This is a genomic window from Oceanobacillus iheyensis HTE831 (assembly GCF_000011245.1).
Lineage (GTDB): Bacteria > Bacillota > Bacilli > Bacillales > Amphibacillaceae > Oceanobacillus > Oceanobacillus iheyensis.
The window spans coordinates 1,806,725-1,832,754 of sequence record NC_004193.1; the positions used below are offsets into that span (position 1 = coordinate 1,806,725).

The window sequence follows — 26,030 nt, forward strand, 5'->3', positions numbered from 1 at the left end:
CCTCCAACTTAATTGTTTTCCTGTAAAAGTGTATCATATAAGGCCTCATATTGATTTACAATCGTCTTCGAAGCAAAGTAATCTCTTACATGCTGCAAGGAATTATCGGAAAACATTTGCCACTTTTCATCATCGGTTAATAGATCTATGGCATATTTAGCTGCATTATAACTATCTCCTAAGTTAACGATATATCCAGTTTCTTCATGCTTCAGTACTTCTGGAATGCCACCAATGTTTGTTCCGATACTAGGTACGCCACAAGCCATTCCTTCTAATAATACTAACCCAAAGCTTTCTTTTTCAGACATTAATAACATAAGATCTGCCATGGATAATATATCACTGATATTATTCTGCTTCCCTAGGAATTGTACTTTATCTTGTAATCCAAGTTCATCCACTAAACGAAGCATATCTCCATACTCAGGGCCATCGCCAATGAGTAACAATTGACTCTTAACATCCTTTTGTACTTCTTCGAATGTATAAATGACGTCTTGTACTCGTTTGACCTTTCGAAAATTAGAAATATGAATGAGTACTTTTGTGTCCTCTTCTATTCCAAATTGATACTTCAAATTGTGTATCTTTTTTGGATAATACTGTTGTTCATTTATAAAATTATGGATAACTTCTATTGGTTTTTCTATATCTAACATTTCATTTGTTTGTTGAACTAAGCTATTAGACACTGCAGTAACAGCGTCTGAGTGTTCAATTCCATGACGAATGATAGATGTAAATGCGTTATCAATTGCCAATACAGTTATATCCGTACCATGGAGAGTGGTTACGATTTTTACAGGGTGTTTTGCTATATCTCTAGCTAAGATAGCACAAATAGCATGAGGCATCGCATAATGTACATGCAAAATATCAAGTTTTTCACGGTCGATCACTTCTGCCATTTTAGCAGCAAGTGTTAGATCGTATGGTGGATATTGAAAGACTGGATAATGGCTCATTTCTACTTGATGATAATATACTTTCGGATATACTTTATCTAAGCGAAAAGGAACGCTTGAAGTAATAAAATGTATTTCATGTCCCTTTTCAGCTAATAGTTTACCTAGCTCTGTAGCAATTACACCTGACCCTCCGACAGTCGGATAACAAGTGATGCCTATCTTCTTCACGGTGTCCCTTCTTTCTCTTGTCTCTCTTTGATTATCTCTCTCCATTTCAAATCTCCTCTGCTAAGGCCATGAATAAAGATCTCTGCACCTGCAATATTCGTTACTAATGGTATCTGATGAACATCACATAAACGCATTAATGCACTTACGTCAGGTTCATGAGGTTGAGCAGTTAGTGGATCTCGGAAAAAGATAATCATATCCATCTCTCCGTTCGCAATCATAGCTCCAATTTGTTGATCTCCACCAAGTGGACCGGATTGAAAACGGTGAATTTGTAAGCCTGTAGCATTCGAAATTTTCATGCCGGTAGTACCGGTAGCAAATAATCTATGTTTTGACAACACATGGGTATATGCAGTCGTAAATTGAATCATGTCTTCTTTCTTTTCGTCATGTGCGATTAATGCTATATTCATATCTAAACTCCCATCATTCTTATATTTACAATAGGTTCTCCAAACCATATACAAGTTCTTCTAAATCCATAACTTGATTTACACATTCCCTTATACCATCCATAAAAGAAGCACGATTCATGGAGTCATGACTGATGGTTAATGTTTGACCAGCACCACCGAAAATAACCTCTTGATGTGCTACTAATCCCGGTAAACGCATACTATGAATGCGCATGCCATCCATATCTGCACCTCTAGCACCTGGTAATGTTTCTTCCTCTTTTGGATGTCCTTGTTTTTGGCTTTCACGTACATCTTGAATTAATTCAGCTGTCTTTTTAGCAGTACCTGATGGCGCATCTAATTTTTGATCATGATGTTTTTCTATTATTTCTACATTCGGGAAATACTTTGCTGCCATTTTAGAGAATTTCATCATTAATACAGCACCTATTGCAAAATTCGGAGCAATGATACATCCTCGTTGTTGTTGCTTAGAAAGTTCTTTAAGCTCAGATAGTTGTTCATCCGTAAATCCTGTTGTCCCTACTACTGGTCGCACTTTATATTCTAAAGCTGTTTTGGTATGTTTATAACCCACTTCAGGCGTTGTTAAGTCCACAAAAACATCTGCTTGATGTTGTTTTAAGCATGAATCAATATCCGTGTAAATAGGTACTTGAAGATCATCTGAGAATTGTTCCAGCTCACCTAAATTTAATCCATCATGTTTGTGATCTAAGCAAGCAACCAGACGAAAAGAATCTTCTTTTGTAATCATTTGTACAGCTTCATATCCCATTCTACCTCTAGGTCCAGCTACGATTATATTAATTGCCATGTATTATTCTCCTGTTTCTTTTCTTGTCCAACGATTTTTATCTCTTGTTTCGAATTTTTCTATGGATTGTTGAAATGCATCCGATAATTGAAAATCAAGTGAATTTGCGAAGCAAGCAAGTACGAATAGAATATCCCCGACTTCTTCTTCTACTGTTTTTATATTTTCCGTTTGCTTTTTTGGTTTTTCACCGTAATAATGATTAATTTCTCTAGCAAGTTCTCCCGTTTCTTCACTTAACCTAGCCATTAATGCTAAAGGAGAAAAATATCCTTCTTTAAATTGAGAGATATACTCATCGGTAAGAGTTTGAATATCTTCCACATTATGTACACGATTTGTCATTAAAAACTCGCCTCCAACTTTCATACTACCCTTTTAATGGTAGCTAAAAGACACCGTTTTGACAAATAATAGGTATCTAAGATTGGATTGTTTGTTCATTGGAATTTGTCTATAATAAGAATGGTTTTGTATTTTTCGAAAACTGAAGGAGGATAGGTTTATGTTTGGATTGAAGTTTAAAAATATTGGTTTTATATTACTCGGTTCAGCGATATTTTCATTTGGAGTTGTACATTTCAACATGCAACACAATCTTGGTGAGGGTGGATTTACGGGGATTACGTTGCTTTTATATTTCTTATGGGATATTGATCCAGCTATTAGTAATTTAGTACTTAATGTACCTGTGTTTTTTATAGGTTGGAAATTATTAGGAAGGAATACATTTTTTTATACGATAATTGGTACGTTTGCAGTTTCATTCTTCCTTTGGTTATTTCAATTAAATACTTTTCCAATTCATTTGGAGAATGACATGACATTGGTAGCACTATTTGCTGGGGTGTTTATCGGTATTGGACTTGGAGTTATTTTCAGATACGGTGGTACTACTGGTGGAGTAGATATCATCGCTCGAATCGTGAACAAATATATAGGGTGGAGTATTGGTAAAGCAATGTTCGTCTTTGACTTTATTGTTATTGTTACATCTATTTTTGTTATTCTTGACCTGGCTCAAGGGATGTACACACTTGTAGCTGTATACATCGGAGCAAGAGTAATTGACTTTATACAAGAAGGTGCTTATTCGGCAAGAGGAGCTGTGATTATTTCGAATCATAGTGAAGTTATAGCGAAAGAAATTATGGAGAAAATGGATCGAGGAGTTACAATCTTAAATGGTCAAGGAAGTTATTCGAAAGAAAAAAGAAATGTTTTATATTGTGTTGTAGCACGAAATGAGATAGTTCGCTTAAAATCGATTATTGAACAGACTGATCCCCATGCATTCGTATCATTGACTACAGTACATGATGTAATGGGTGAAGGTTTTACCTTGGATGAGAATAAAAAACCAATTGAAATTTAAATTATTATATTTTGCAGCTAAAAACACCCATATGGAGGTTTAACATTCCAATGGGTGTTTTAATCATTTGCCTACTCACGATTTGCTGCATAGATAAGGATAAATCTTACTAATTCAGCTACCGCCACTAATGCTGCTGCGACATAAGTCATTGCTGCAGCATTCAATACCTTCTTCGTTTCACGTTCTTCATCGTTGCGAATAACGCCAGCCGATATCATCTGGGTCATCGCCCGGTTAGAAGCGTCAAATTCTACAGGTAAGGTTACTAGTTGGAATAATACTGCTGCTGAAAAGAAGATAATACCAAATAGTAATAAATTAGTTGCACTAAAAATGATACCTGCGATAATTAAAAACATCGAAATATTTGATCCAAAGTTTGCAACTGGGACTAATGCACTTCTGAATTTTAAAAATGCATATTCCTGTTGATCTTGAATAGCGTGTCCAACCTCATGTGCTGCTACAGCAGATGCTGCCATTGAACGTCCGTTGTAAATTCCTTCAGATAAATTCACGATTTTCTTACGGGGATCATAATGGTCACTTAATGTACCTTTCACTTTGCCAATTTGTACATCATATAATCCATTATCATCTAAGATTTTACGAGCAACATCTGCTCCGGTCATACCGGAGGATATTGGTTTCTTCGAATATTTTTTATAAGTGCTTTTAACCTTCGCTTGAGCAACCATCGGTACAATCATTAATAAAGCAATGTAAATTAAATAAGCTCCTAACCCCATGTTCCATTCCTCCATTTATTATCTCTTAAGGTCAATTTTAGTCAGGTTCCTTTCGTTAGTCAACTGATTTGTCGTTTGTACGAGCTTTCTTTGTTCCTTTTACTTCTGCTTTATATTTTCTCCAACTTACATAAGATAATGTACCAATAATACATCCCCCTACAATTAATACTCCTAGAGTAAAGGAAGATAGTATAGTCCCATTATAAATTATTGTATTAGTGGATAAACTACTTGCTGCAGTAGAGTGCACGTCAAAAAAGAAAATCCCTATGAACACTGTAGTAATCAATCGGATAAGTCGTAATTTTCTGTCCCCCATAGAGATCACCTCATCCATTTTTCTTGTTATTCAAGTGTATGTTGAGATGATACTCTATATGTCAGTTCCTCTCTCTTTGATGAATCGTTAACCAATAGGAAATTCCAATGGAAAGAATACTTAACCAAAACGTAAAATATCCAATTTCATTTGTATATGAGGATAGACTCCCGTACATTGGCATGTGGCCAAATACATAGTCGATAATATCATTATGCAATACTACAATACTTGCTAAGACGATGTGTTTCAGTTTTATTTTATAAAACGGTGCATATAGTAGTCCTTGAATTGCCATCCCTAAGTGAGACGCCATCAGCATATAACCTGAAGGGTGTAAATATTCATCCACATAAAGGGTAAGGAGATTCATGACTACAGCCCATATACCATATTTAAATAATGATACAATCGCTAACGCTTCTATAAAAGGAATGTTTTTCCTAAATAAGAAGAAAAGTAAAAACACTGTAAAGAACAAACTTGCCGTTGGACTATCAGGTACAAATGGAATAAAAATTGGTGGTGTTATCTCTAGTTGCCATCCATACCAATAATATCCATAAATCGTTCCAACTAAATTAATAATAAACAATATAAGTATAAATCTTTTGTCTTGTAATATGTATCGAATCATAATAATGATGCCTCTCTTTATGTGGAAAAACACCTTTACCTATGGAAGGCAAAGGTGTTTTCTACTCTTTATTCAGTTTCTTCATTTACTGAGATGATAAATTCAGCTAATTGTTCTAATTCCTCTTCAGATCCTTGGAACTGGTCAGCAGGCATGGAACCGATACCATCCGTTGCAATTGTCATTATTTCTTCTTTAGAATAATCAATTCCAACTAGAGTAGGTCCTGCACCACCTTCAAGTTCCCCACCATGACAAGACAAACAGCTATTTTCGTATGCCGCATAGCCTGGATGTTCTGTATCTATGGATACTTCAGATTCTGGAACAGGCTTATTTGCTTCAGCACGCCCTTCCCAATCAACTACTGCAGCTGAAGTATACGTTAACCAAATAACAGAAGCTAGACCAACTAGCATCATACCTACTGCAATAGGTCGTTGACGTGGACGTCTACCTGGTCCTGTATCAAGGAATGGAGCAAGTAATAACGCACCAAACGCGATACCAGGTAAAACAAGAATACCCATTAATGTCCAATCTCCACTAGCAAATTCATATTTCAATAACTCGTACAAGAATAAAAAGTACCAATCTGGTAGAGGTATATACGCAGCGTCAGTTGGGTCAGCCACTCCTTCTAGAGGAGATGGATGCGCTAGTGTTAAACACAAGAAACCAACTAGGAATACTGCTCCAGCCAACCATTCTTTTAATAAAAAGTTGGGCCAAAACGCTTCAGTTCTACCAGGATACTCCGAATAATCTTTCGGTACATTTGGTTTTCTCTCCGCGGAAATACGAGAATCTCCAACGAATTTCATACCTTTACCCTTATGCATTGGTTGCCCTCCTTTTTATAGTGGTCCGGAAATACCTTGTCTACGGATTAGAATAAAGTGAACTGCTAATAGTGCAAATAATGCACCTGGTAAGAAGAATACGTGGATTGCAAAGAACCTAGTTAATGTTTGCGCTCCTACAATCGTTGCATCTCCAGCTAGCAATGTTTTTAATTGTTCTCCAATAAACGGTACTTGTTCTGCAATTTCTAGACCAACCTGAGTTGCGAAGTATGCTTTGTTATCCCATGGTAATAAGTAACCTGTAAAACCTAAGCCTAACATTACAAAGAATATAAGCACTCCGACCATCCAGTTAAGTTCACGTGGCTTCTTGTATGCACCTTGGAAAAACACACGTAAAGTATGTAGTAATAGCATTACGATAACAACACTGGCACCCCAGTGGTGCATCCCACGTACAATTTGTCCATGTGCAACTTCTGTTTGCAAGTAATAAACAGATTTCCATGCATTCTCAATATCTGGAACATAATACATTGTTAAGAACATACCAGATAAAATTTGAATGACTACTACGAAAAATGTTAATCCTCCGAAACAGTAAACAAATGCGGAAAAATGATGTGCAGGATTAACATGTTCCGGCACTTCGTGATCAGCGATATCGCGCCATATCGGCGTAATATCAATGCGATCGTCGATCCAATCATAAATCTTTTGTAACATTGTTTTTACGCCTCCCCGTATGGTTTTGCTTCGCCTAGGAATAGCATGCCATCCCTTACTTCCTGTTCATAAACATCTAATGGTTGTAATGGTGGTGTACCAGGTACGTTCCTACCATCTTTGTAGTAACGACCGTTATGGCAAGGACAGAAAAATTCATTTGGATAACTGTCATTACCTTCCCATGAAACTACACAACCTAAATGCTTACAAACTGGGGAAAAAGCTACAATTTCATCATTATCATTTCGATATACCCATGCTGAGCGATTTACTTCTGATTCATACCAACCATCTACTTGATCAATAGTCCAATCGATACGTTGTGGATCAGATGTGATATCATCGACAGCTAAACCAACATTGGCCATGTCTCCGCCTTCAGTGCTTTTTAAGACTGGATCGATTGCCATTCTTACTGGAGAAATAAGCAAACCTGCTGCCATAAAACCCCCTACACCAGTAAGTGTATAGTTTAGAAACTGTCTTCGGGATACTTGCTGTTTTTCATCACTCATGTTATTCCCCCCTCTTTACAATAATCACGGACATCATTAGATTAATTTAGATTACTAGGACAATACCAATGATAGCGCAATCTTATAATCCGGTCAATATATAATCGATGGCATATCCAACAATTCGTATAATATTATGATATTTTTTGACATCCGTTTACCAGAATGATCTTATCAGTTCTACAGTTTGCCCTACCTGTTCTCGAATTATGCGCTGTATTTCATTTGAATTTGAAGAATCAAGTTGAATAGCAGGTAACCATACTACTTCTCCATCTAAGTTTTGTGATTCCTTTCTCCAGCTTGGGTCAAATGTTATAAATATGACATGTTCGAATGGTAACTCCTTCACGTGGCTCGTCCATTCGTTAATCCGTTGGACTTCAGCTTTTTTATCCGTTGTTTTTAAATAGGTATAATTAGGAGTTAATAATACTCTACCCATCAATTCTTTTTCCAGTTCCTTTACTAATATATTCATCTCTTCAAATTGACTAGAAAGCTTTTTTGAATCTGTTGTGTTTACTAACTGAAATGGGCTTAACGGTATTAGCAACGTATCGACAAATTCTTTCGCTCCATCATATGTACTTATATCATCTCTTGTCCACTTCATATAAATTCCCCTTTCTACTGCTCCCTCGAAGTATTGTATCATTTTTCTGTAGAAATTGTTATAGTAACTTTTTAGTCAAAAAATTACAAAGCCGAACTTGAAAAATAAGTTCGGCTTTCACTCTATGTTTACTTTTGACGATTAGATGACAATTTTTCTAATTTTTCGGAGAGTTTTTGAAACAGTTCTTTATCGCCATTATCTAAAGCTTTATCAATATCAAAAATAATTTTGTTTCTTTTCTGTTCGAATAATAAGTAATCCAGTAAACCATTTGCTGTTTCTTTGTCATCTGTTGTTAAGTAGTAATCCTCTGGTATAAAAGGATTTTCTTCTAAGACAGAAGCATAGTATGAGTGTTGATTTGATTTTCGAAAGTTCAGCTGTACATAAAGTGATTCATTTTGATTTAAACGAATATCATGAAAGGATTTTTCAGCATCTGTTGTGACCAAGTGGTTTTTATAAAACCGAAATGGCACTTCATCAGAACAATGACTGGTCATCATAATCCCTCTCGGACAATATTTTACATCTCTAACAAAATGAACATTCGCCAATAAATCACTATGGTTAACTAAATAATTTAAAATCCATACACTTTCCCGTTTCTTTAACCGGTAATGATTAAGAAACCACTGAATAAAACTCTTCTTATCCTTGGCAGTAACTGGCGACAGCATTCCTTCTCCCCTCTCCACATTAAAATATAAAATAATTGTACGGCTGAGCCAAAACAGTTTACTCAACAAAGAACGATAATTGGATCATGTGTAAGAAAAATACCTAGACTCCTACCAATTGATTCGTATTAATCTTTTTGAATAAATAATTTTGTCTCAGCCTAATTGATGAACTAATCAAGGCTACGTCTCTAATCTCTCACCTTATTATTGCTAGACAATGGACGGCAGGAGTTTTAAGGACAATTACACCATGAAAAAAGCTCATTGTTCCACATCAAGTTTTAGACGTTCTACATAAGAAACAATATCTTCATCCATTGGTTCTTCAGCAATATACTTCTCAAACACTTGGATTGCTTCTTGTATACGCCCTTCTTCTGTTAAGAAATAACCATATTCTTTTAAGAAGTCGCTATCTTGTTGTAAGCTATTATATGCTTCTTGATAGCTGTTTAATGCATCCTCAAACAATTCTAATTCAACATTTGCCTTGGCAAGTTCCCAATCATAGAGTGGGTCATCAGCACCTGCCTGCTTAATAGACGATATTAATTCCACAATATCTTCATTTGAATCTCGTGATTTTAGAAGTTCAATCATAAATAAAATAGCTTCCTTATAATCAGGTTCTAAGGCTATAGCTTGTCGCATATAATTTTCACTCTCATTGTTATAGCCAAGTTGATGAGCAATATCACCTGCTGTAAAGAATAATTCTTTTTGATACTCATCTCTTTCGATACCCTTTTTCACCATTTTATATGCTTCCTCTAACATACCTTCTTCCACATACACTTTAGCGAGTTGTTCATATACAGTATGATAATCACTATCGATCTCTAATACATGCTCCCAAGCCTTTATAGCAATATCATTTCTATCAGCTTGATGTGCTGTAATACCATGTTTAAATAATTTATCAGGATCTGGGTTTTCTTCTTCTTTAAAATAAGTTAAAGCTTTTTCATATTCTCCAACTGCTGCCAGTGCTTCACCTAATCGATCTTCAATATTGACATGTCCAACATTAGTTTGTTTTGGAATTACTTTTTCATAATAGGTAATTGCTTTTAAATATTCTCCTATTGAAAAGAACAACTCTCCTAATGCAAAATCAATAATTACTTCATTCGGGGCTAGCTGTTTTGCTTCGAATAGCTTTTGTTCAGATACTTCAAATAAGCCCTGTGCTTGATATAAATCAGCTAACTGTACTAATGCTTGAATATATCCAGGGTCGTCTTTATCGATTTCATTCAAAATTGTAATTGCCAACTCATCTTCTTGCGATTCAATGAAAATATCTGATAATGATAATTTTAAATCTGTTTCTTCTGGGTATTTTTCTAATAATTTTTCTAGGATAGTTCGAGCTTCTATTAAAAATCCCCACTGTAAATACAATTCTGATATTGTATATAGTTCATCATCACTTGCAATCTTTTCATATTCTTTTAACCTTGCAATTGCTTGTTCGGTTTCATTGTTCTCTGCTAATTTCATTGCCTCTTGGATGGTATTCATTGGAACACCCTTTCTATCTTCATTCATATCTATCAATTTTAATCATACAGAAAACAACTCCATCCTTCAAATAACGCGCTTGTCTTGACCTTAGCGTGGTCAGAAAACTTCTGTGGAAAGAGAAAAACCCAGCGGAAAAGGATAATCATCTCTTTTCATGGCAGGGTTATCAACATAAAGTAAAACTTCATTTAGAAAGGGGTTCTTCCTCATTTCCTATGACATTACTACCAAAAGATATGACCTAAATGCCCTTGAACAGACTTTATAGCATAATCTTATAGTATTGAAGTTTACTTTAATATAGACTGTAGATCATTAACAAAATTAGGGTAAGAAATATTTATACAATCAATATTGTCTACAACTACAGTGTCTTCTGTTACCAATGATGCAATAATCCCCATCATTGCAATTCGATGATCGTCAAAGGATTTGAAGTTTCCACCTTTTAGTTTTGTATTTCCCCTAATGATCATCCCATCTTCTGTAGGAGTTACATCTGCTCCGAGTTGAGTGAGATTTTCAGAAACTGCAAGCAAACGATCTGTTTCTTTGACTTTTAACTCTTCTGCATCTTTAATAATTGTTGTCCCATCAGCTTGGGTTGCTAATAACGCTAGAATTGGTATTTCATCAATCAGACGAGGGATCGCGTCTCCTTCAATAGTAACTCCAGTTAATGGTGAACTGATGATAAGAATATCACCTATTTTTTCTCCACCTACAATACGCTCATTTTGAATTGTCAGTTTCGCGCCCATTTGAAGTACGATGTCGATAATCCCGGTTCTCGTTTCATTGAGTCCAACATCTTTTAATATTACTTCACTTCCTGGTACCATACATGCTGCCACAACGAAAAATGCAGCTGAAGAAATATCACCAGGCACTTCTACATGACAACCTTGGAGATCATCAGTTTTAGAAATTGATGTTGTATGACCATCCGACTTTATATTTGCTCCGAATGCTTGTAGCATTGTTTCCGTATGATTTCGAGTTGGTGATTTTTCTCGAACTATAGTAGTATTTTCTGAATGTAATCCCGCTAAAAGCAAGGCAGACTTTACTTGAGCACTTTTTACCGGTAAATCATAATCAATGGAATTTAATGATGTGCCTGTTATCGTTAAAGGTAAATAATTGCCTTGCTCTTTACCATCGATAGTTGCTCCCATTAAACGCAAGGGATCGACAACCCGGTTCATTGGCCTTTTAGAAAGCGATGCATCACCATATACTGTAGTATTAAATGGGAGTCCAGCAAGTAAACCCAACATTAATCGAGTCGTTGTTCCTGAATTACCAAAGTCTAATTCCTTGTTAGGCTCCATTAATCCACTTAAACCTGTACCTTCGATCGTAACATTTGAACCGTTTTTTTGAATTGGTACTCCCATTTCTTTGAATGCATCGATTGTCCGCATACAATCTTCGCCATCCAGAAAATTAGTAACAGTTGTAGTTCCTTTTGCAATAGAACCAAAAATGATCGAACGATGAGATATTGATTTATCTCCAGGTACTTTTATTGTTCCATGAAGAGATCCGGAAATAGGTTGCAATGCTAGTGGGTTCATCTCTATAACTCCCTTTTTCTTAATTTTGTATCATTGTCTCATATCCTAATGAAGTTAGTTTTTTCGAGCTTCCTATTTGTTCTTTTTGGGTATGGAAGCTCAGCCTTAACACACCGGTTATTCCTTCACGCACTTCTAGGATTTCGATGTTTTTTATACTGAAATTTTCATCCGCTAGTATTTGTACAACTTTAGCTATAGCACCAGATTGGTCGTGAATATCTACATATACATCATAAAAAGACGGAATAGCACCTTGTTCTTTTTCCGACAGACCATCTCGATATTTTTTTGCACTATCTAGATAATCTAGTATTTCATTTTTCTCATTTGTTTCGATTAACAATTTCAAATGGCTCATTTCTTGAATCCATTCTTCTAAAAAATAAGACATTTTTGATTGATTATGATGAAAGATATCCTGCCACATCTGAGGATTACTGGATGCAATTCTAGTTATATCACGAAATCCACCTGCGGCAAGGTTCGGCAAGTACGCATGTGTACCTTCCCACTTCTTTGCTTGGTGAACAAGTGAAGATGCAATTAAATGCGGGAAGTGAGAAATAACACCCGTCATCTCATCATGCTCTTCCGGTTTTAAAACTAAGAATTTACATTTCGTTGTTGCGAGTACTGATTTAACTACATCTATTTGTTCACTCGACACACCCTCTAATGGGGACAAAACATAAATCGCATTTTCAAAAAGATGAGCTTTAGATGCTTCAATACCACGCTTATGTGATCCTGCCATTGGATGCCCGCCAATAAATGTAATATTGGAATTGTTGATTTTTTGTGCCGCTGTTAAAATTGCACCTTTAACAGAAGCAGTATCTGTTACAATTACCTGTTTTGGAAAATCTACTTCATCTAACTCTTCAATCATCTTAATTGTTTCTGTTATTGGTGCAGCTAAAATTATAATATCTGCTCTTTTGGCAATATGTTGCAAGTTAGTATCATAATAAGAAATAATTCCTGTATCTTTGGCATATCTTAAAGATTCTTCATTCACATCAAAACCAATTAATTTATGGTCTGAAAAATTTCGGATTGCTCTTGCTATAGAGCCTCCAATTAAACCTAATCCTGCTATTAATATCGTTTGTTGTTTCATGCATACACCTATCCTAGTTCATGATCAAATTGTTCTAATACTTTTTGTAATTCTTTCATATCTTGTTCTTTACCAATTGTTACTCGAACGGTTTTTGGTATACCTAATAATTCTCCTGGTCGGACGATAAAACCAAATCGGAGCAAATATTCGTAGACGTCCATGCCACTGATCGGTGTCTTAACCAACAGGAAGTTCGCTTCTGAATCGTAGTAACCCCATCCTAACCTTTGAAGAAAGTGTTGGAATTCAGTTAGGTTTTTATAATTTTCTTGATTTGTATGTTGAATGAATTCTTGATCTTTTAGTGCATATGAAGCTGCTTTTTGAGCTACTGAATTCGTGTTAAAAGGTCCACGAACCTTATCCAGTGTCTCGATAATAGTTGAGTTGGCGATACCGTACCCAATACGTAAGCCTGCTAATCCATATGCTTTTGAAAACGTACGAAGCACAATTACATTACTGTAGGTAAAACGCAACTGTAATGCATCTAAATCTTTATCCGAATGTAAATATTCGTAGTATGCTTCATCTAAGACGACTAGGACTTCCTTAGGACAATTATCTAAGAATGTGATAAGCTCCTCTTTTGAGAAAGCAGCACCTGTCGGATTATTAGGTGTACATAGCCAAACAATCGCTGTATGATCATCAATCGAACCTAGCATTTTGTCTAATTGATGATAACCTTCCTTGTCTGTTGGGATTTCTTTTATTTCTGCATTCTCAATAAGCGAGTAATGTTTATACTGTGGAAATGTTGGAGTAGCCATGACAACATTAGATCCAGGGATAATATAAGAGCGACATAATAGTTGAATAATTTCCTCAGAACCGCTCCCAAAAATAATTTCTGATTCATCAATGTTTAATTTTTGTGTTAGGTCAGTACGTAAATCAGAAGTGTAACCATCAGGATAAATATGGAAGTCGAAATTTTCTGTGCTTAACGCTTCATTAACCTGTTTAGAATATCCATATGGATTTTCGTTCGATGCCAATTTTACAATGTAATCTAATTGATAGTCTTTTTGGATATCTTTTATCTGTTTCCCTTGTTTATATGGACTTAACTGTTTTAGAATCTCTTTACCTTGCATATCTACTCGCCATCCTTTTGTAGCAAATCTGGTCTGAGTTTTACTGCATTGTTATGAAATACATGATTAATTTCTTGTTGAGTTTTATCTGTCCGAATTACCATCATCACTCTTATACATTTTGCTAAACTATCAGGAACATCGATCTCCGTCATACACATTACAGGTACATATTTCCAACTATCATCTATTTTTCTTAATGCTTTGGCTGGAAAACCATCTGTTACATCTTTTGTCACAGAAATAAACACATGTGACACATCATCAGATTTAATATTGTTCTGTTCTACCATAGCTTTAACAAGTTCTTCGGTCCGCAAGACGATCTCTTCTGCATTATTTTCTTGAATTGTTGTAGCTCCTCGTACACCTCTGGTCACAGTTTCTCCATCCTTTCTAAATAGGTCGATAGATGTTGTTTCATCATTGAATTATCTAATGAGACAGTTACAGGGTCTTCCACTTCTTTTAAAAGAACCATCTGTATTGTGCCGCCAACTGATTTTTTATCAGTTTTCATAAGCTCTATTAACTGTGTGATTTCTTCTTCGGAAAAAGAGAGAATAGGATATTCGTTATCTTTTAACCACTGATATAATTGATAAAAAGGCAGTTGTATTTCAAATTCATATTCACTGACATGAAGCGCAAATAACAAACCATTTGCAACTGCTTCCCCATGAGTGATATTCCCATAGCCGTGAATCGTTTCTAATGCATGACCTAATGTATGTCCTAGATTGAGAAACTTTCTTATGTTAGCCTCTTTCTCATCTTGTTCTACAATTCTTGATTTTACTTGAATTCCTGCTTTTAAATATATTTCAAGTTGATGAGGTTTTATTGAAGCTAATGAATGATCCAATAATGATAAAAACATTTTTTGATTTGCAATTAAACCCTCTTTGACGATTTCAGCATAACCACTTCTAATCTCATGAGGAGGTAATGTTGACAATGTTTCTATATCGTAAATTACGGCAACGGGTGGGAAAAAACTTCCGATTAAATTTTTTCCCAAATGATGATTAATTGCGACTTTTCCACCTACACTACTATCATGTGCAAGAATTGTAGTTGGAACTTGGATATAATCAATTCCGCGCATAAAAGTAGCAGCAACTAAACCAGCCAAATCACCTACTACCCCTCCGCCTAATGCAATAATTAATGAATGTCGGTCTAAACCATTCTGGAGTGCCTCTGTTTGCAAACGATAAAAGTTATCGATACTCTTTGAACTTTCTCCAGAAGGAATGGTGAAATGACAGATATTTTCCTCAGATGGATAACCATGTAATACATCTTTAAGATAACGACTTCCTACTTGATCATCTGTAATAATAAATAGTTTTGTATATTTTTTTTCAATATAGGAACTTAGTTGATATCGTAAGCCTTGACCAATATAAATTGGGTACGAGCTTTGGTTCGATTGCACTGTCATTTCTTCCATTTTTAGAAGCACCTAATTTCTTCTCTGTAATCATCAATTGCTTTTTTTAATTGTGGCAATTGATCGCTAGAAAATTGTTCGGTAAGGGCTTTTGCTAATTCGAATGCTACTACATGTTCCATAACTACTGATGCTGCAGGAACAGCACATGCATCCGACCGTTCTACTGTAGCTTTAAAAGGTTCTTTTGTTTCGATATCAACACTAGTTAACGGTCTCTTCATGAGTGTTGGGATTGGTTTCATAACCCCTCGAACAATAATAGGCATCCCAGTCGTCATTCCACCTTCAAAACCACCTAATCTATTTGTAGTACGGTAGTAACCATGCGTTTCATCCCATGCTATTTCATCATGCACTTCACTTCCATTACGTTTCGCCGCTTCAAATCCGATTCCGAATTCAACACCCTTAAAGGCATTAATACTTACGACACTGCCTGCTAATCTACTATCTAACTTCCGATCATAGTGTACATAAGATCCAACTCCTGCTGGCATCCCTTCTACATATACTTCACAGACACCACCGATGGAATCTCCTTCTTTTTTAGCTTGATCGATTGCATTTGTCATTTGCTCTTCAACAGTAGCGTCTAGAACCATTACTGGTGATTGGTTTGCCTTATCTGCACGTTCTTGTGCGTTTAATTCTGGTAGATCACTAGCTTCTATCCCAGCAATTTCCTTTACATAACCGCTAACTTCAATTCCTAGTTCTTTTAGTAGTTTTTTAGCAACAGCACCCGCAGCAACACGAGCGGCCGTTTCTCTTGCAGAAGAACGTTCCAATACGTTTCTCATATCTCTATGTCCGTATTTAAGTGCACCGTTTAGATCTGCATGTCCAGGTCTTGGTTTTGTAACTACACGGCGCATTTTTGAAGGATCTTCCATTGGTTCTTCGCCCATAATATCTGTCCAATGTTTAAAATCATCATTGCGGATTACTAATGATAGTGGAGATCCTAATGTATACCCATGACGAACACCACTTACAATATCTACTGTATCTTTCTCTATTTGCATACGCTTCCCTCTACCGTGTCCACCTTGTCTTCGACGTAAAGAAGCGTTAATATCTTCTGCAGTAATTGGTAATTGTGAAGGTAGACCTTCGATTATCGTTGTTAATTGTTTACCATGAGATTCGCCAGATGTTATGTATCGCAATTTACATTCTCCTTCTTAAATAGTTGAAAGTTTTCTAATTACTATATCATAGATAAGTTTATTAGGGGTAGTCTTTCACATGATTTATTTTATTTTCTTATAAAGAAATTGTTTGTTTCTTTTTATAGAAGAATGTCTCTTCTAGTTCAAAATCATACTGTTGAGGAGTGAAAATTTGTTCTGTGCTACCTACAAATAATATTCCATTAGCTGACAAAGAATCACTAAATCCTTGATAGATGCTGTTCTTCGCTTTATCTGTAAAATATATTAATACATTCCTGCAAACAATAAGGTCCATATTTTGAGGGTAAGGATCAGCTAATAAATTATGTCGTTTAAAGGTGATATGTTGTTTTAATTTTGAGTTAATTGAATATAATGTACCTGTTCTTTTAAAGTATTTATTTTTAAGTCGATCTGGTAATTCTTTAAGAGACTGGTTCTGATATATCCCTTGAGTAGCAGTTTTAAGAACATTATCATCAATATCGGTGGCAATTATTTCAAAGTTTTGTTGTGGAAAATGTTCATGCAATAGAATTGCTAAGCTATAAGGTTCTTCCCCTGTAGAGCAAGCAGCACTCCAAATTTTTATTTTTGGCTTTCGTGACACCATTTCAGGAAAGATGTTTTTCTCTAATACTTCCCAACGTTTAGGGTTACGATAAAATTCGGAAACATTAATGGTTAGTCGATCTGTAAATTCTTTTAGTAATATCTCGTCTTTTAACAAAGCTTCTAGATATTGAATATAACTCCTATATCCTCGTTTGTCTCTTAACGTTGTTATTCTTCTTTTCATCTGTGTTTCTTTATATAAAGAAAGATCCAAACCTATAGTTTGGTGAACTTTTTCTAAAAAAGGATTATAATCATCCATTCATATCACTCCGAATCAACAAAAATATATAAAAACCTCCGTTTATTTTAACGGAGGTCATGAGTTAAGTGAAAACAATATATGTTTCCGCTTTCACTTATTAATAAATCCAATTGTTTGCTTGTTTCTCATAGGACACGATCTCATTTTCTGTAAAGAATAGAGTTATTTCTCTCTCAGCACTTTCTGCTGAATCAGAGCCATGAATAATATTCTTTCCAACACTAATCCCAAAATCACCGCGAATTGTACTCGGGTCTGCCTCTAACGGGTTAGTTTTCCCCATCATCTTTCGAGCTGTTGCGATTACATTCTCGCCTTCCCAAACCATAGCAAATACAGGTCCAGAAGTAATAAAATCAACCAGTTCACCGAAGAAAGGACGTTCTTTGTGTTCACTGTAATGTGTTTCAGCTAATTGATTTGACACTTGCATTAATTTCGCCCCAGCAAGCTTGTACCCCTTTGTTTCAAACCTTTTTACGATTTCACCAATTAATTCTCGTTGAACCCCATCAGGTTTTACCATTAAAAATGTTTTCTCCATAAAATCACCCCAACTTATGTATTTAAATAAGTAACCTATAAAATAATATCAAATTTTCTTAAAAATAACAATTACTTAGGATCTTCTTTTTCCGATATATGTTGCAATATCTTGGAGAGTTTTTTTTGCACGAGAAGCCGGTATTTCATCTAATGCAGTTAATGCTTTGGATAAATACATATCACTTACAGCATAACTTCTTTTAATAGCATCTGTTCTTTTTAAGTGTTGTATCAGTGTCTTCATTTCATTGGTTGTGACATGACCATCTTTTGAAAATACATTAAAAAGTGATTGTTTGAAGGTCTTATCTTCCATGGCATATAAAACCGGGAGTGTAATATTTCCTTGTAATAAGTCATTGCCAGCAGGCTTACCGAGTTCTTTGGAAGTAGATGTAAAATCTAAGATATCATCAATAATTTGATAAGACATTCCTATGTAATAACCATATTGGTATAGCTTATTAGTTTGATAATCATTTAAACCTCCAACTATTGCTCCTAGTTTGCAACTACTAGCTATTAACAGCGCAGTTTTTCTTTTTATACGACGCAGATAATCACGGAAGTTTTGTTCCCAGTTAAATTTATATTCAATCTGTTCAATTTCTCCAATCGACACTTCTACTAACGTTTTGGAAAGTAATTGATGTACTCTTGGGTCTGGTATTTCTGTTATTTCTTCTAATGCCCTTGCGAGTATATAATCTCCCGTATACATGGCTACACGATTACCATATATAGAAGCTGTCGTCGGTTTTCCTCTTCTTAGCTCTGCTTCATCGATCACATCGTCGTGAACGAGGGTAGCCATATGTATTAATTCTAATGTTACTGCAACTTTTTTAATCTTAGAAAGATCGTAATTTCCTAATTGAGATGATAGCAAAACAAAAACAGGACGAATTCGCTTTCCCCCTGCATGTAATAATTCAGTTGATGCATCACGTAACACGGGATGATTTGCCTGTATACTATCCTGTAATGCAGATTCTATACTTTCCATATCTTTCTTTAAAAAGCCATAAATTTTTGGTAGTTTCATGTAAGTCACCTTATTTTACCTTTTACAATTCTACGTACTATTGAGATGCTTTAAAGCCCATATGCATTGCAGCAACTCCACCTGTATAACTTTTCATTTCTACTTTATCGAAACCAGCATTTAAAAACATTTCCTTTAATTCTTTTTTCCCCGGGAAATCTTTTGCTGATTCTTGTAACCAAGAATATTCTTTATAGCTCTTGGCGATTAATTTACCTAATATCGGCATTATAAATTTGAAATAAAAGTAATATGCTTGTCGATAGCCAATTAAGGTAGGTTGAGATGTTTCAATACATACCACTTTACCACCAGGCTTCACAACTCGATACATTTCTTCTAAAACCGTCATATAATCCGGCACATTACGTAAACCAAATCCAATGGTAACATAATCAAAACTATTTTCCTCATAAGGTAATTCCATCGCATTACCGTGAACTAGTTCTAGTTGATTTAATTGCAAGTCCTGTTTTTTTTGTTTTGCAATCGAGAGCATGTTTTTACTAAAATCAAGGCCGATTACTTTTCCTGTTTGCCCAACCGCTTCTGAAAGCGAAATTGACCAATCCCCTGTTCCACAACATACATCTAAAGCAGTTTCTCCTGCTTGTACATTCATGCGTTTCATTGTATCTTTACGCCAAGATTTGTGACGTTGAAATGATATAATCGAATTCATGGAATCATATTTGGAATAGATATTTTCAAAAACATGATGCACTCGCTCTTCTTTTGATGATGGTTTCCCCATTAAATACACTTCCTCTAAAGTCTAGTCGAGATTTTAACATTATCGTTTTGTTGATCTTGAATATAATGAGTGATAAATGCAGTTTGATTTGATAATGTTTGAGCAAGATTACTTACATTTTTTTGATAAGCGTTAATCGTTGTCTCACCAATAACTGAATTATTATACTCTCGCTCCAACTCCAATTGTTGTAAAATAAGCCAATCTGTAATTAAATCATTTGCCGTATCATCATATAAAAATTGTGTGACATGAATAATTAACATAGAATTTATCTTTTTAGTCAAATTAATTCTCTCATGAAAGGTAGGAGAATCTTTGTAATATAATGCCATTTTTAATTCGTTAATTTCTCGTATTGCATTTGCTAATGTTTGGATAAATTCTATTTCTCCCACTTCTGACAATAGAAAATAATATAATCCACTATAGTAGTCACCTGAAAGTACTTGTAATTGCTTTGACAGTGTTTCCTGCTCTGTTTCAGCTACTTTTTTAATAGGAACGAGATCATGGGTGTCCAAGGCGATTTGTACGAGCATCGTAGTAATAATATATCTCTCACGTTGCATCGGAGTCAATGATCTATCCTGTTCAACTAGGAACTGGAGTAAACCCCATTTGGCTTCATCAATTAGTGGTTGTTGTATATGTTTGTGAATATATCCATATTTTAATTTTTCATCTAGAAGCTCTCTATAGCTCTGATTTCTTGTAATAAATGTAGTCAAGAATATCACCTGGACCCTTTCAGCCATTCAATTGCTTTAGCTATTATAGCACATTTCTACATTTATAAAAACGATTGAATATATGTAGCTTCTAAATTCCAATAATTAGTATTTATTCATTTGTTATTTCACCATGACTGGTTTGAATTAATGCTTTACCTCTTACTTTAATCGCTGATGTATGTTCCGTAAATTGAGCAATCATAACTTCGCCTTGGTCAAGTTTTTCTGTATGATGAAAACGAGTATCATGTCCTCTTGTTAACCCCATAACATTTACTCCATTCTCAAGAGCTTTTATGATAAAATATTCAGCTTTATCCGTGCGGTCTGTCATTGTAAATCTCCTTTAGCAACTTTTTAAATAAATCATTCATGAATATAAAGAAAAGGGGTACGCTAAAAACGTACCCCTTTGTAGCCGCCCTATGTAAAATAATTATTTTACACTGTCTTTAAGGGCTTTACCTGGTTTGAAAGCTGGAACTTTGCTTGCAGGAATTTCGATTTCTTCTCCTGTTTGCGGGTTACGCCCTTTACGAGCAGAACGTTCGCGTACTTCAAAGTTACCAAAACCAATTAACTGTACTTTTTCACCGTTTTTCAGTGAATCCATGACAGATTCAAATACTGCATCTACAGCTTTTGTTGCGTCTTTTTTAGAAAGCTCACTTTTTTCAGCAACAGCATTCACTAAGTCTGTTTTGTTCATGACATTCACCTCCTCCCAGGATGTTCATTTTGACAAATCGACATATTCATATGTCTGATTCATTGTCTGCTTACTAGTAAGTCATCCCTTACAAGTGATGACAAGGCTTATATTAACTGAGATTGGAATAAAATTCAACAAAAAGTATCGATTTCTTCAATATTTATGGGATTTTTGCCTATTTTTACCTTAATCCGTATAAAAAATAAGCGTTGTTCTGTAAATCCCTCCAACCCAGTATACACAAAGCATTGTCATATTTCATTATACATATACGACAAAAACAAAATATTTCCTGCCGTTATTTTATTTTTTATTAAAAAACCAAAAAAAATATAGCAGCTATGTGTAAGCTGCTATAAAATAATGGCGATTAAACCACCAGAACCTTCGTTAATGATTCTTTCTAACGTATCTTTTAATTTATACCTAGCGTTTTCTGGCATCAGAGAAATTTTGGCTTGTATTCCCTCTCTAACTATTGAACTCAATGACCGACCAAAAATATCGGACTCCCAAATCGACAATGGATCTTCTTCAAAATCCTGCATTAAATACCGTACAAGTTCTTCGCTTTGTTTTTCTGTCCCAATAATTGGTGCGAATTCTGACTCTACTTCAACCCGAATCATATGGATGGATGGAGCCACAGCTTTTAGACGTACTCCAAATCTCGACCCTTGTCTAATGATTTCTGGTTCATCTAATTGCATATCCTCTAATGTTGGAGCTGCTATTCCATATCCGGTTTGCTTCACCATTTGCAATGCTCCTGCTACTTGATCATATTCTCGTTTCGCATAAGCAAAATCTTGCATAAGTTCAAGCAAATGGTCTTTTCCGCGAATCTCTTCCCCAACAATTTCTTTTAATACTTCATCGTATAGATAGTCTGGAGCATGAAGATCAATTTCTGCTATACCTTCACCCATCTCCATTCCTGCTAAGCTTGCCTGTTCTATATAGTCATAATCTGTAAAGTTACCAACGATATGGTCTACATCTCTTAACCGTTTAATATCCTTCACAGTCGTTTGTATAGCATCTTGATAATTTTGTCGTAGCCAGTGACGTTCATTTAATACCATTACCCAACTAGGTAAATTAACATTCACTTCAAGTACTGGGAATTCAAATAGTGCTTCTCTGAGTACATTATAGACGTCATGTTCCGTCATTGATTCAATACTCATTGCCAATACGGGTATATCATGTTTTTCAACTAATTCTTGTCTTAATAACTCTGTTTCCTGGCTTCGAGGTTGAGTAGAGTTTATTACCATGATAAATGGTTTTCCTACCTCTTTTAATTCTTCTACCACTCTAGTTTCAGCATCTTCATAGTCATGTCTTTCAATTTCACCAATTGATCCATCGGTAGTAACAACTACTCCTATAGTCGAGTGTTCTTGAATTACTTTTCGTGTACCGATTTCAGCTGCATCATGAAAAGGAATTGGATCTTCATACCAAGGTGTATGAATCATTCTCGGGCCGTTTTCATCTTCAAAACCTTTTGCACCTTCTACTGCGTATCCTACACAGTCGACAAGTCTTACATTTACGTCCAAACCATCATCTACTTTTACTTGCACTGCTTGGTTTGGTATAAATTTTGGTTCAGTTGTCATAATAGTTTTTCCTGCTGCACTCTGTGGCAGTTCATCATGTGCTCGTGCACGATCACTTTCACTTTCAATATTAGGTAATACTACGAGCTCCATAAACTTTTTAATAAAAGTTGACTTACCTGTACGGACTGCTCCAACTATTCCTAAATAGATATCGCCGTTAGTCCGTTTTGAAATGTCTTTGAAAATATCCGTTTTTTCCAAAAGATCCCCTCCCGATCTCCGTACTTTAATATAAACTACCCGCATTATATTGACATTATGATTCTATGATGTTGTCCTATTAAAATATGCCTTGTTTGCCAATATTTTTAATATATTTTTTCCATACAGGTACATCATCGATATAAATATAAAAAACCCTTGCAACAATATATATTGCTACAAGGGTTTTTTTATTCCATCTCATCTAAAAAAATAGCTTGATTATCTTTTACGGTATATGGAACAGAATATGCAGGAACAAATGGAGAATGGTCGGTTAATAGGTATCGAATATCTTCACCTTCAGAATACTCATGATTATATTCTTGTAAAGCTTTGTTTAAGTCATAGGAATAATCAACAAAAAGATTTCCATCTAAATCCATAATAATTGGCAATTCTTCTTGCGAATAAGGACTAGTAACTGTTGGTGCTTCTTCAAGATCTAATTTATTATAATCAATAGTGTAATACTTGTCCGTTAATTTTTCTCCGAAAGCAGGGTAATAATTTTCCTGTCTATAAAAGTCTAATTGCACATTGACACGGCGAATTTCTTCCGTAATACGTAAATCAATTAACTTAACTGTTGGATCCTCTTCTGGATTCAACAAAGTATATTGATAAACGCCTCCCTTTTCAAAAGAGTTCCCAGGAGGCTCCGATAAATAACCGTTTTCACGAAGTTTACTGAAATCAATTAAATATTTTTCGAATTCTGGAGTATCATTGTCCTTTGTTCGAATTGGAACAAGTCCATTTTCTCCTTCTTTATAACTATTTACCGATTGCTGTACCGTCTGTAGTTGTTCTTCATAAGGTATTTGATTCTCTGATTTCTCACTTTGCGGGTAAAGACATCCAGTAAGTATGAATGTAAGAAATATAATTGGTATTAACAAATATGTACGGTTTTTCATAATATAAGACTCCTTATCATTATCTTGTAGGTCCACTAAATACGACATACAGGATAATAAATCCTCCACTAATTAAACAGAGGTAAGCAAGTAACGATACCACTACCTGTACCCAACCGCGTAGTTTACTTCTGCTCCAAACAATCAGTCCCATTGAGAGGATTAATAAAAACATTCCTGCAAATGAAACATACATCATAAACATTGAAATTGACAACGATTTCACCTCAACTAACTATAAATATCCTCTACATAGGTGTCATTATAACATAATCCTCCAATAGCACGAGTAAATTTTACTAATATTATGTGACGGTTTTTAACATAAGGAATCCCGTGATAAAAGGGGATTCCTCTACCACGGGATGACTAAATAAGTTTCCTTAGCAACTCTATCCTTGAATGCTTGTGCGATTTATCTTATGCATATAAATGTTATTTCGTATACTCAATTGCCTATGCCTTGCTATTTTTTGAAAAGTTTATTTAAACTATTCATATCACTAGGCATATTATTGTTCACAATGGATTGAACAATTTTATCTTCTCTTTCTTTTGAGAGGGGTTTATTTGCCATTTGAGCTAACTGTTTAACTAAATTACGTACGGTTTGTTCATCTTTAAAATTTGCATGCTTTACAGAGTCCGCAACTTTATAAACATCTTCAGGATTGATATTCGCATTCTTCTGTAATTTATCAAATAGGCCTTTTTGAAAATTATTCACATTTTTTCCTCCTTGCGATTTCATTCATCATATTATATGCAAGGAGGTAATTTGCGTGTTATTCTGAATATCTTTCCTTAAGCAGAACTGCTAAATCATCCATTTCATCTCTTTTTCCTCTGTTCATAAGTTGTTCGACTACATCTTTGGGATTTTTATTTTCAAATAGAATTTGAAATATTCCGCTTGTTATCGGCATATCAACATTTTGATCCTTAGCAAATTGATGGGCAGCTTTAACGGTGCGTACACCTTCAACTACCATTCCCATCTGCTCAAGTACATCCTCAAGCTGGTTACCTTTACCCAATAGATTTCCTGCACGCCAATTTCGGCTATGAACACTTGTACAAGTAACAATTAAATCTCCAACTCCCGATAATCCAAGAAAACTTAACGGGTTTGCCCCTAAAGACGTTCCTAATCGAGCAATTTCTGCCAATCCTCTTGTAATTAAAGCAGCTTTCGCGTTATCACCAAAACCTAAACCATCAGAAATTCCTGCTCCCAATGCAATAATGTTTTTAAGTGCCCCACCTAATTCTATTCCTAGAATATCATCGCTTGTATACACACGGAATGAATCACTTGAGAAAAGATCTTGTGCATGTTTTGCTTTTTCTAGATTAATAGATGAAGTTGTAACTGTAGTCGGATGTCTTAAAGCAACTTCTTCTGCATGACTTGGACCAGATAGCACGACAATATCTTCGTACTTTATATCCATCTCTTCTTCAATCATCTCAGAGACCCGTTTTAAGCTAACAGGTTCAATGCCTTTTGTCGCGTGGATAACAGTTGTTTTTGAATCCATCCATTTATTCAGTTCACTACACACTTCTCGAATTGCTTTCGTTGGTACTACAATAACAACTGCATCTACCCCAGAGACTGTTTGATGCATATCACTATAAGCGGTAATCTCATTTGGAATATCGACATCTAAATATTTATGATTTCGGTGAGTTTCATTAATTGTTTCTGCATGTTCCTTCCTATGTGACCATAATCGAACTTCATGACCATTGTCAGCTAATACAATTGCAAGAGCTGTTCCCCAACTACCGGCTCCTAGTACAGCAACTTTTTCCATG

The 26,030-nt window shown here is 35.2% G+C and carries 32 protein-coding genes; 1 reads left to right on the forward strand and 31 read right to left on the reverse strand.

Annotated elements, in window-relative coordinates; translation table 11 throughout:
- Positions 1 to 8: 8 nt before the first annotated feature.
- From bshA to OB_RS09110, 4 genes are read right to left on the reverse strand one after another with little or no spacing between them, the layout of a single operon-like run.
- On the reverse strand, positions 9 to 1,139 hold the full coding sequence (gene bshA, locus OB_RS09095) for an N-acetyl-alpha-D-glucosaminyl L-malate synthase BshA (protein WP_011066165.1): 1,131 nt from the start codon (positions 1,137 to 1,139) through the stop codon (positions 9 to 11).
- On the reverse strand, positions 1,136 to 1,558 hold the full coding sequence (gene mgsA / locus OB_RS09100; RefSeq protein WP_011066166.1) for a methylglyoxal synthase: 423 nt from the start codon (positions 1,556 to 1,558) through the stop codon (positions 1,136 to 1,138). Before mgsA ends, bshA begins: the two co-directional genes overlap by 4 nt.
- A 25-nt stretch (positions 1,559 to 1,583) precedes the next feature.
- Positions 1,584 to 2,381, reverse strand: a complete 798-nt coding sequence (dapB, locus tag OB_RS09105; protein WP_011066167.1) for a 4-hydroxy-tetrahydrodipicolinate reductase — start codon at positions 2,379 to 2,381, stop codon at positions 1,584 to 1,586.
- A gap of 3 nt (positions 2,382 to 2,384) precedes the next feature.
- Positions 2,385 to 2,726, reverse strand: a complete 342-nt coding sequence (locus tag OB_RS09110) for a nucleotide pyrophosphohydrolase (protein ID WP_011066168.1) — start codon at positions 2,724 to 2,726, stop codon at positions 2,385 to 2,387.
- A gap of 160 nt (positions 2,727 to 2,886) precedes the next feature.
- Here OB_RS09110 and OB_RS09115 point away from each other — a divergent pair, with 160 nt between their 5' ends.
- Positions 2,887 to 3,756 (forward strand): YitT family protein, encoded by an 870-nt coding sequence (locus OB_RS09115; RefSeq protein ID WP_011066169.1) that lies wholly within the window; start codon positions 2,887 to 2,889, stop codon positions 3,754 to 3,756.
- Positions 3,757 to 3,827: 71 nt separating this feature from the next.
- Here the strand turns inward: OB_RS09115 and OB_RS09120 are convergent, their stop codons facing one another.
- The 27 genes from OB_RS09120 to OB_RS09245 form a co-directional block, all read right to left on the reverse strand.
- Positions 3,828 to 4,508 carry a zinc metallopeptidase gene (locus OB_RS09120; protein ID WP_011066170.1) on the reverse strand — a complete coding sequence of 227 codons (681 nt, stop codon included), beginning with the start codon at positions 4,506 to 4,508 and terminating at the stop codon, positions 3,828 to 3,830.
- 55 nt (positions 4,509 to 4,563) lie between these two features.
- Positions 4,564 to 4,830 carry a sporulation protein YpjB gene (locus tag OB_RS09125; protein ID WP_011066171.1) on the reverse strand — a complete coding sequence of 89 codons (267 nt, stop codon included), beginning with the start codon at positions 4,828 to 4,830 and terminating at the stop codon, positions 4,564 to 4,566.
- Between the two features lie 61 nt (positions 4,831 to 4,891).
- Positions 4,892 to 5,467, reverse strand: a complete 576-nt coding sequence (locus OB_RS09130; RefSeq protein ID WP_011066172.1) for a DUF1405 domain-containing protein — start codon at positions 5,465 to 5,467, stop codon at positions 4,892 to 4,894.
- Positions 5,468 to 5,535: 68 nt separating this feature from the next.
- Entirely contained in the window at positions 5,536 to 6,309 is a 774-nt protein-coding gene (locus OB_RS09135) for a menaquinol-cytochrome c reductase cytochrome b/c subunit (protein WP_011066173.1), read from the reverse strand.
- Positions 6,310 to 6,324: 15 nt separating this feature from the next.
- On the reverse strand, positions 6,325 to 6,999 hold the full coding sequence (gene qcrB / locus OB_RS09140; protein WP_011066174.1) for a menaquinol-cytochrome c reductase cytochrome b subunit: 675 nt from the start codon (positions 6,997 to 6,999) through the stop codon (positions 6,325 to 6,327).
- A gap of 5 nt (positions 7,000 to 7,004) precedes the next feature.
- Positions 7,005 to 7,517: a ubiquinol-cytochrome c reductase iron-sulfur subunit gene (locus OB_RS09145; protein ID WP_011066175.1), complete on the reverse strand. Its 513-nt coding sequence runs from the start codon at positions 7,515 to 7,517 to the stop codon at positions 7,005 to 7,007.
- A gap of 157 nt (positions 7,518 to 7,674) precedes the next feature.
- Complete coding sequence (locus OB_RS09150) at positions 7,675 to 8,133, reverse strand: YpiF family protein (protein ID WP_011066176.1); 459 nt, start codon at positions 8,131 to 8,133, stop codon at positions 7,675 to 7,677.
- 128 nt (positions 8,134 to 8,261) lie between these two features.
- Positions 8,262 to 8,816, reverse strand: a complete 555-nt coding sequence (locus tag OB_RS09155) for a ReoY family proteolytic degradation factor (protein WP_011066177.1) — start codon at positions 8,814 to 8,816, stop codon at positions 8,262 to 8,264.
- Positions 8,817 to 9,080: 264 nt separating this feature from the next.
- Positions 9,081 to 10,370 (reverse strand): tetratricopeptide repeat protein, encoded by a 1,290-nt coding sequence (locus tag OB_RS09160; RefSeq protein ID WP_152023749.1) that lies wholly within the window; start codon positions 10,368 to 10,370, stop codon positions 9,081 to 9,083.
- Between the two features lie 266 nt (positions 10,371 to 10,636).
- Positions 10,637 to 11,926 carry a 3-phosphoshikimate 1-carboxyvinyltransferase gene (gene aroA / locus OB_RS09165; RefSeq protein ID WP_011066179.1) on the reverse strand — a complete coding sequence of 430 codons (1,290 nt, stop codon included), beginning with the start codon at positions 11,924 to 11,926 and terminating at the stop codon, positions 10,637 to 10,639.
- A 19-nt stretch (positions 11,927 to 11,945) separates the two neighbouring features.
- Complete coding sequence (locus OB_RS09170) at positions 11,946 to 13,049, reverse strand: prephenate dehydrogenase (protein ID WP_011066180.1); 1,104 nt, start codon at positions 13,047 to 13,049, stop codon at positions 11,946 to 11,948.
- 8 nt (positions 13,050 to 13,057) lie between these two features.
- Positions 13,058 to 14,152: a histidinol-phosphate transaminase gene (gene hisC / locus OB_RS09175; protein ID WP_011066181.1), complete on the reverse strand. Its 1,095-nt coding sequence runs from the start codon at positions 14,150 to 14,152 to the stop codon at positions 13,058 to 13,060.
- Between the two features lie 2 nt (positions 14,153 to 14,154).
- Positions 14,155 to 14,532 (reverse strand): chorismate mutase, encoded by a 378-nt coding sequence (gene aroH / locus OB_RS09180; protein ID WP_011066182.1) that lies wholly within the window; start codon positions 14,530 to 14,532, stop codon positions 14,155 to 14,157.
- Positions 14,529 to 15,608, reverse strand: coding sequence for a 3-dehydroquinate synthase (gene aroB / locus OB_RS09185; protein WP_011066183.1), 1,080 nt, complete (start codon positions 15,606 to 15,608; stop codon positions 14,529 to 14,531). Before aroB ends, aroH begins: the two co-directional genes overlap by 4 nt.
- A 2-nt stretch (positions 15,609 to 15,610) precedes the next feature.
- Positions 15,611 to 16,780: a chorismate synthase gene (gene aroC / locus OB_RS09190; protein ID WP_011066184.1), complete on the reverse strand. Its 1,170-nt coding sequence runs from the start codon at positions 16,778 to 16,780 to the stop codon at positions 15,611 to 15,613.
- 97 nt (positions 16,781 to 16,877) lie between these two features.
- The gene (locus OB_RS09195) at positions 16,878 to 17,663 is read right to left on the reverse strand and encodes a CheR family methyltransferase (RefSeq protein WP_011066185.1); all 786 of its coding nucleotides are present in this window, start codon (positions 17,661 to 17,663) and stop codon (positions 16,878 to 16,880) included.
- A 100-nt stretch (positions 17,664 to 17,763) separates the two neighbouring features.
- Positions 17,764 to 18,210, reverse strand: coding sequence for a nucleoside-diphosphate kinase (gene ndk / locus OB_RS09200; protein ID WP_011066186.1), 447 nt, complete (start codon positions 18,208 to 18,210; stop codon positions 17,764 to 17,766).
- Between the two features lie 75 nt (positions 18,211 to 18,285).
- A complete protein-coding gene (gene hepT, locus OB_RS09205; RefSeq protein WP_011066187.1) occupies positions 18,286 to 19,257 on the reverse strand; it encodes a heptaprenyl diphosphate synthase component II in 972 nt (323 codons plus the stop codon).
- Positions 19,258 to 19,294: 37 nt separating this feature from the next.
- Positions 19,295 to 20,011, reverse strand: coding sequence for a demethylmenaquinone methyltransferase (menG, locus tag OB_RS09210; RefSeq protein WP_011066188.1), 717 nt, complete (start codon positions 20,009 to 20,011; stop codon positions 19,295 to 19,297).
- A 14-nt stretch (positions 20,012 to 20,025) separates the two neighbouring features.
- On the reverse strand, positions 20,026 to 20,742 hold the full coding sequence (locus OB_RS17875) for a heptaprenyl diphosphate synthase component 1 (protein WP_011066189.1): 717 nt from the start codon (positions 20,740 to 20,742) through the stop codon (positions 20,026 to 20,028).
- Positions 20,743 to 20,854: 112 nt separating this feature from the next.
- The gene (gene mtrB / locus OB_RS09220; RefSeq protein WP_011066190.1) at positions 20,855 to 21,079 is read right to left on the reverse strand and encodes a trp RNA-binding attenuation protein MtrB; all 225 of its coding nucleotides are present in this window, start codon (positions 21,077 to 21,079) and stop codon (positions 20,855 to 20,857) included.
- A gap of 102 nt (positions 21,080 to 21,181) precedes the next feature.
- The gene (locus OB_RS09225; protein ID WP_010650679.1) at positions 21,182 to 21,454 is read right to left on the reverse strand and encodes an HU family DNA-binding protein; all 273 of its coding nucleotides are present in this window, start codon (positions 21,452 to 21,454) and stop codon (positions 21,182 to 21,184) included.
- Between the two features lie 356 nt (positions 21,455 to 21,810).
- Positions 21,811 to 23,289, reverse strand: coding sequence for a stage IV sporulation protein A (gene spoIVA, locus OB_RS09230; RefSeq protein WP_011066191.1), 1,479 nt, complete (start codon positions 23,287 to 23,289; stop codon positions 21,811 to 21,813).
- A gap of 191 nt (positions 23,290 to 23,480) precedes the next feature.
- On the reverse strand, positions 23,481 to 24,209 hold the full coding sequence (locus tag OB_RS09235; protein WP_041544158.1) for a hypothetical protein: 729 nt from the start codon (positions 24,207 to 24,209) through the stop codon (positions 23,481 to 23,483).
- Positions 24,210 to 24,228: 19 nt separating this feature from the next.
- Complete coding sequence (locus OB_RS18180) at positions 24,229 to 24,408, reverse strand: DUF2768 domain-containing protein (RefSeq protein ID WP_331436986.1); 180 nt, start codon at positions 24,406 to 24,408, stop codon at positions 24,229 to 24,231.
- A gap of 267 nt (positions 24,409 to 24,675) precedes the next feature.
- Positions 24,676 to 24,936 carry a stage VI sporulation protein F gene (locus OB_RS09240; protein ID WP_011066193.1) on the reverse strand — a complete coding sequence of 87 codons (261 nt, stop codon included), beginning with the start codon at positions 24,934 to 24,936 and terminating at the stop codon, positions 24,676 to 24,678.
- Between the two features lie 58 nt (positions 24,937 to 24,994).
- Positions 24,995 to 26,029 carry an NAD(P)H-dependent glycerol-3-phosphate dehydrogenase gene (locus OB_RS09245; protein WP_011066194.1) on the reverse strand — a complete coding sequence of 345 codons (1,035 nt, stop codon included), beginning with the start codon at positions 26,027 to 26,029 and terminating at the stop codon, positions 24,995 to 24,997.
- Between the last annotated feature and the right edge of the window lies 1 nt (position 26,030).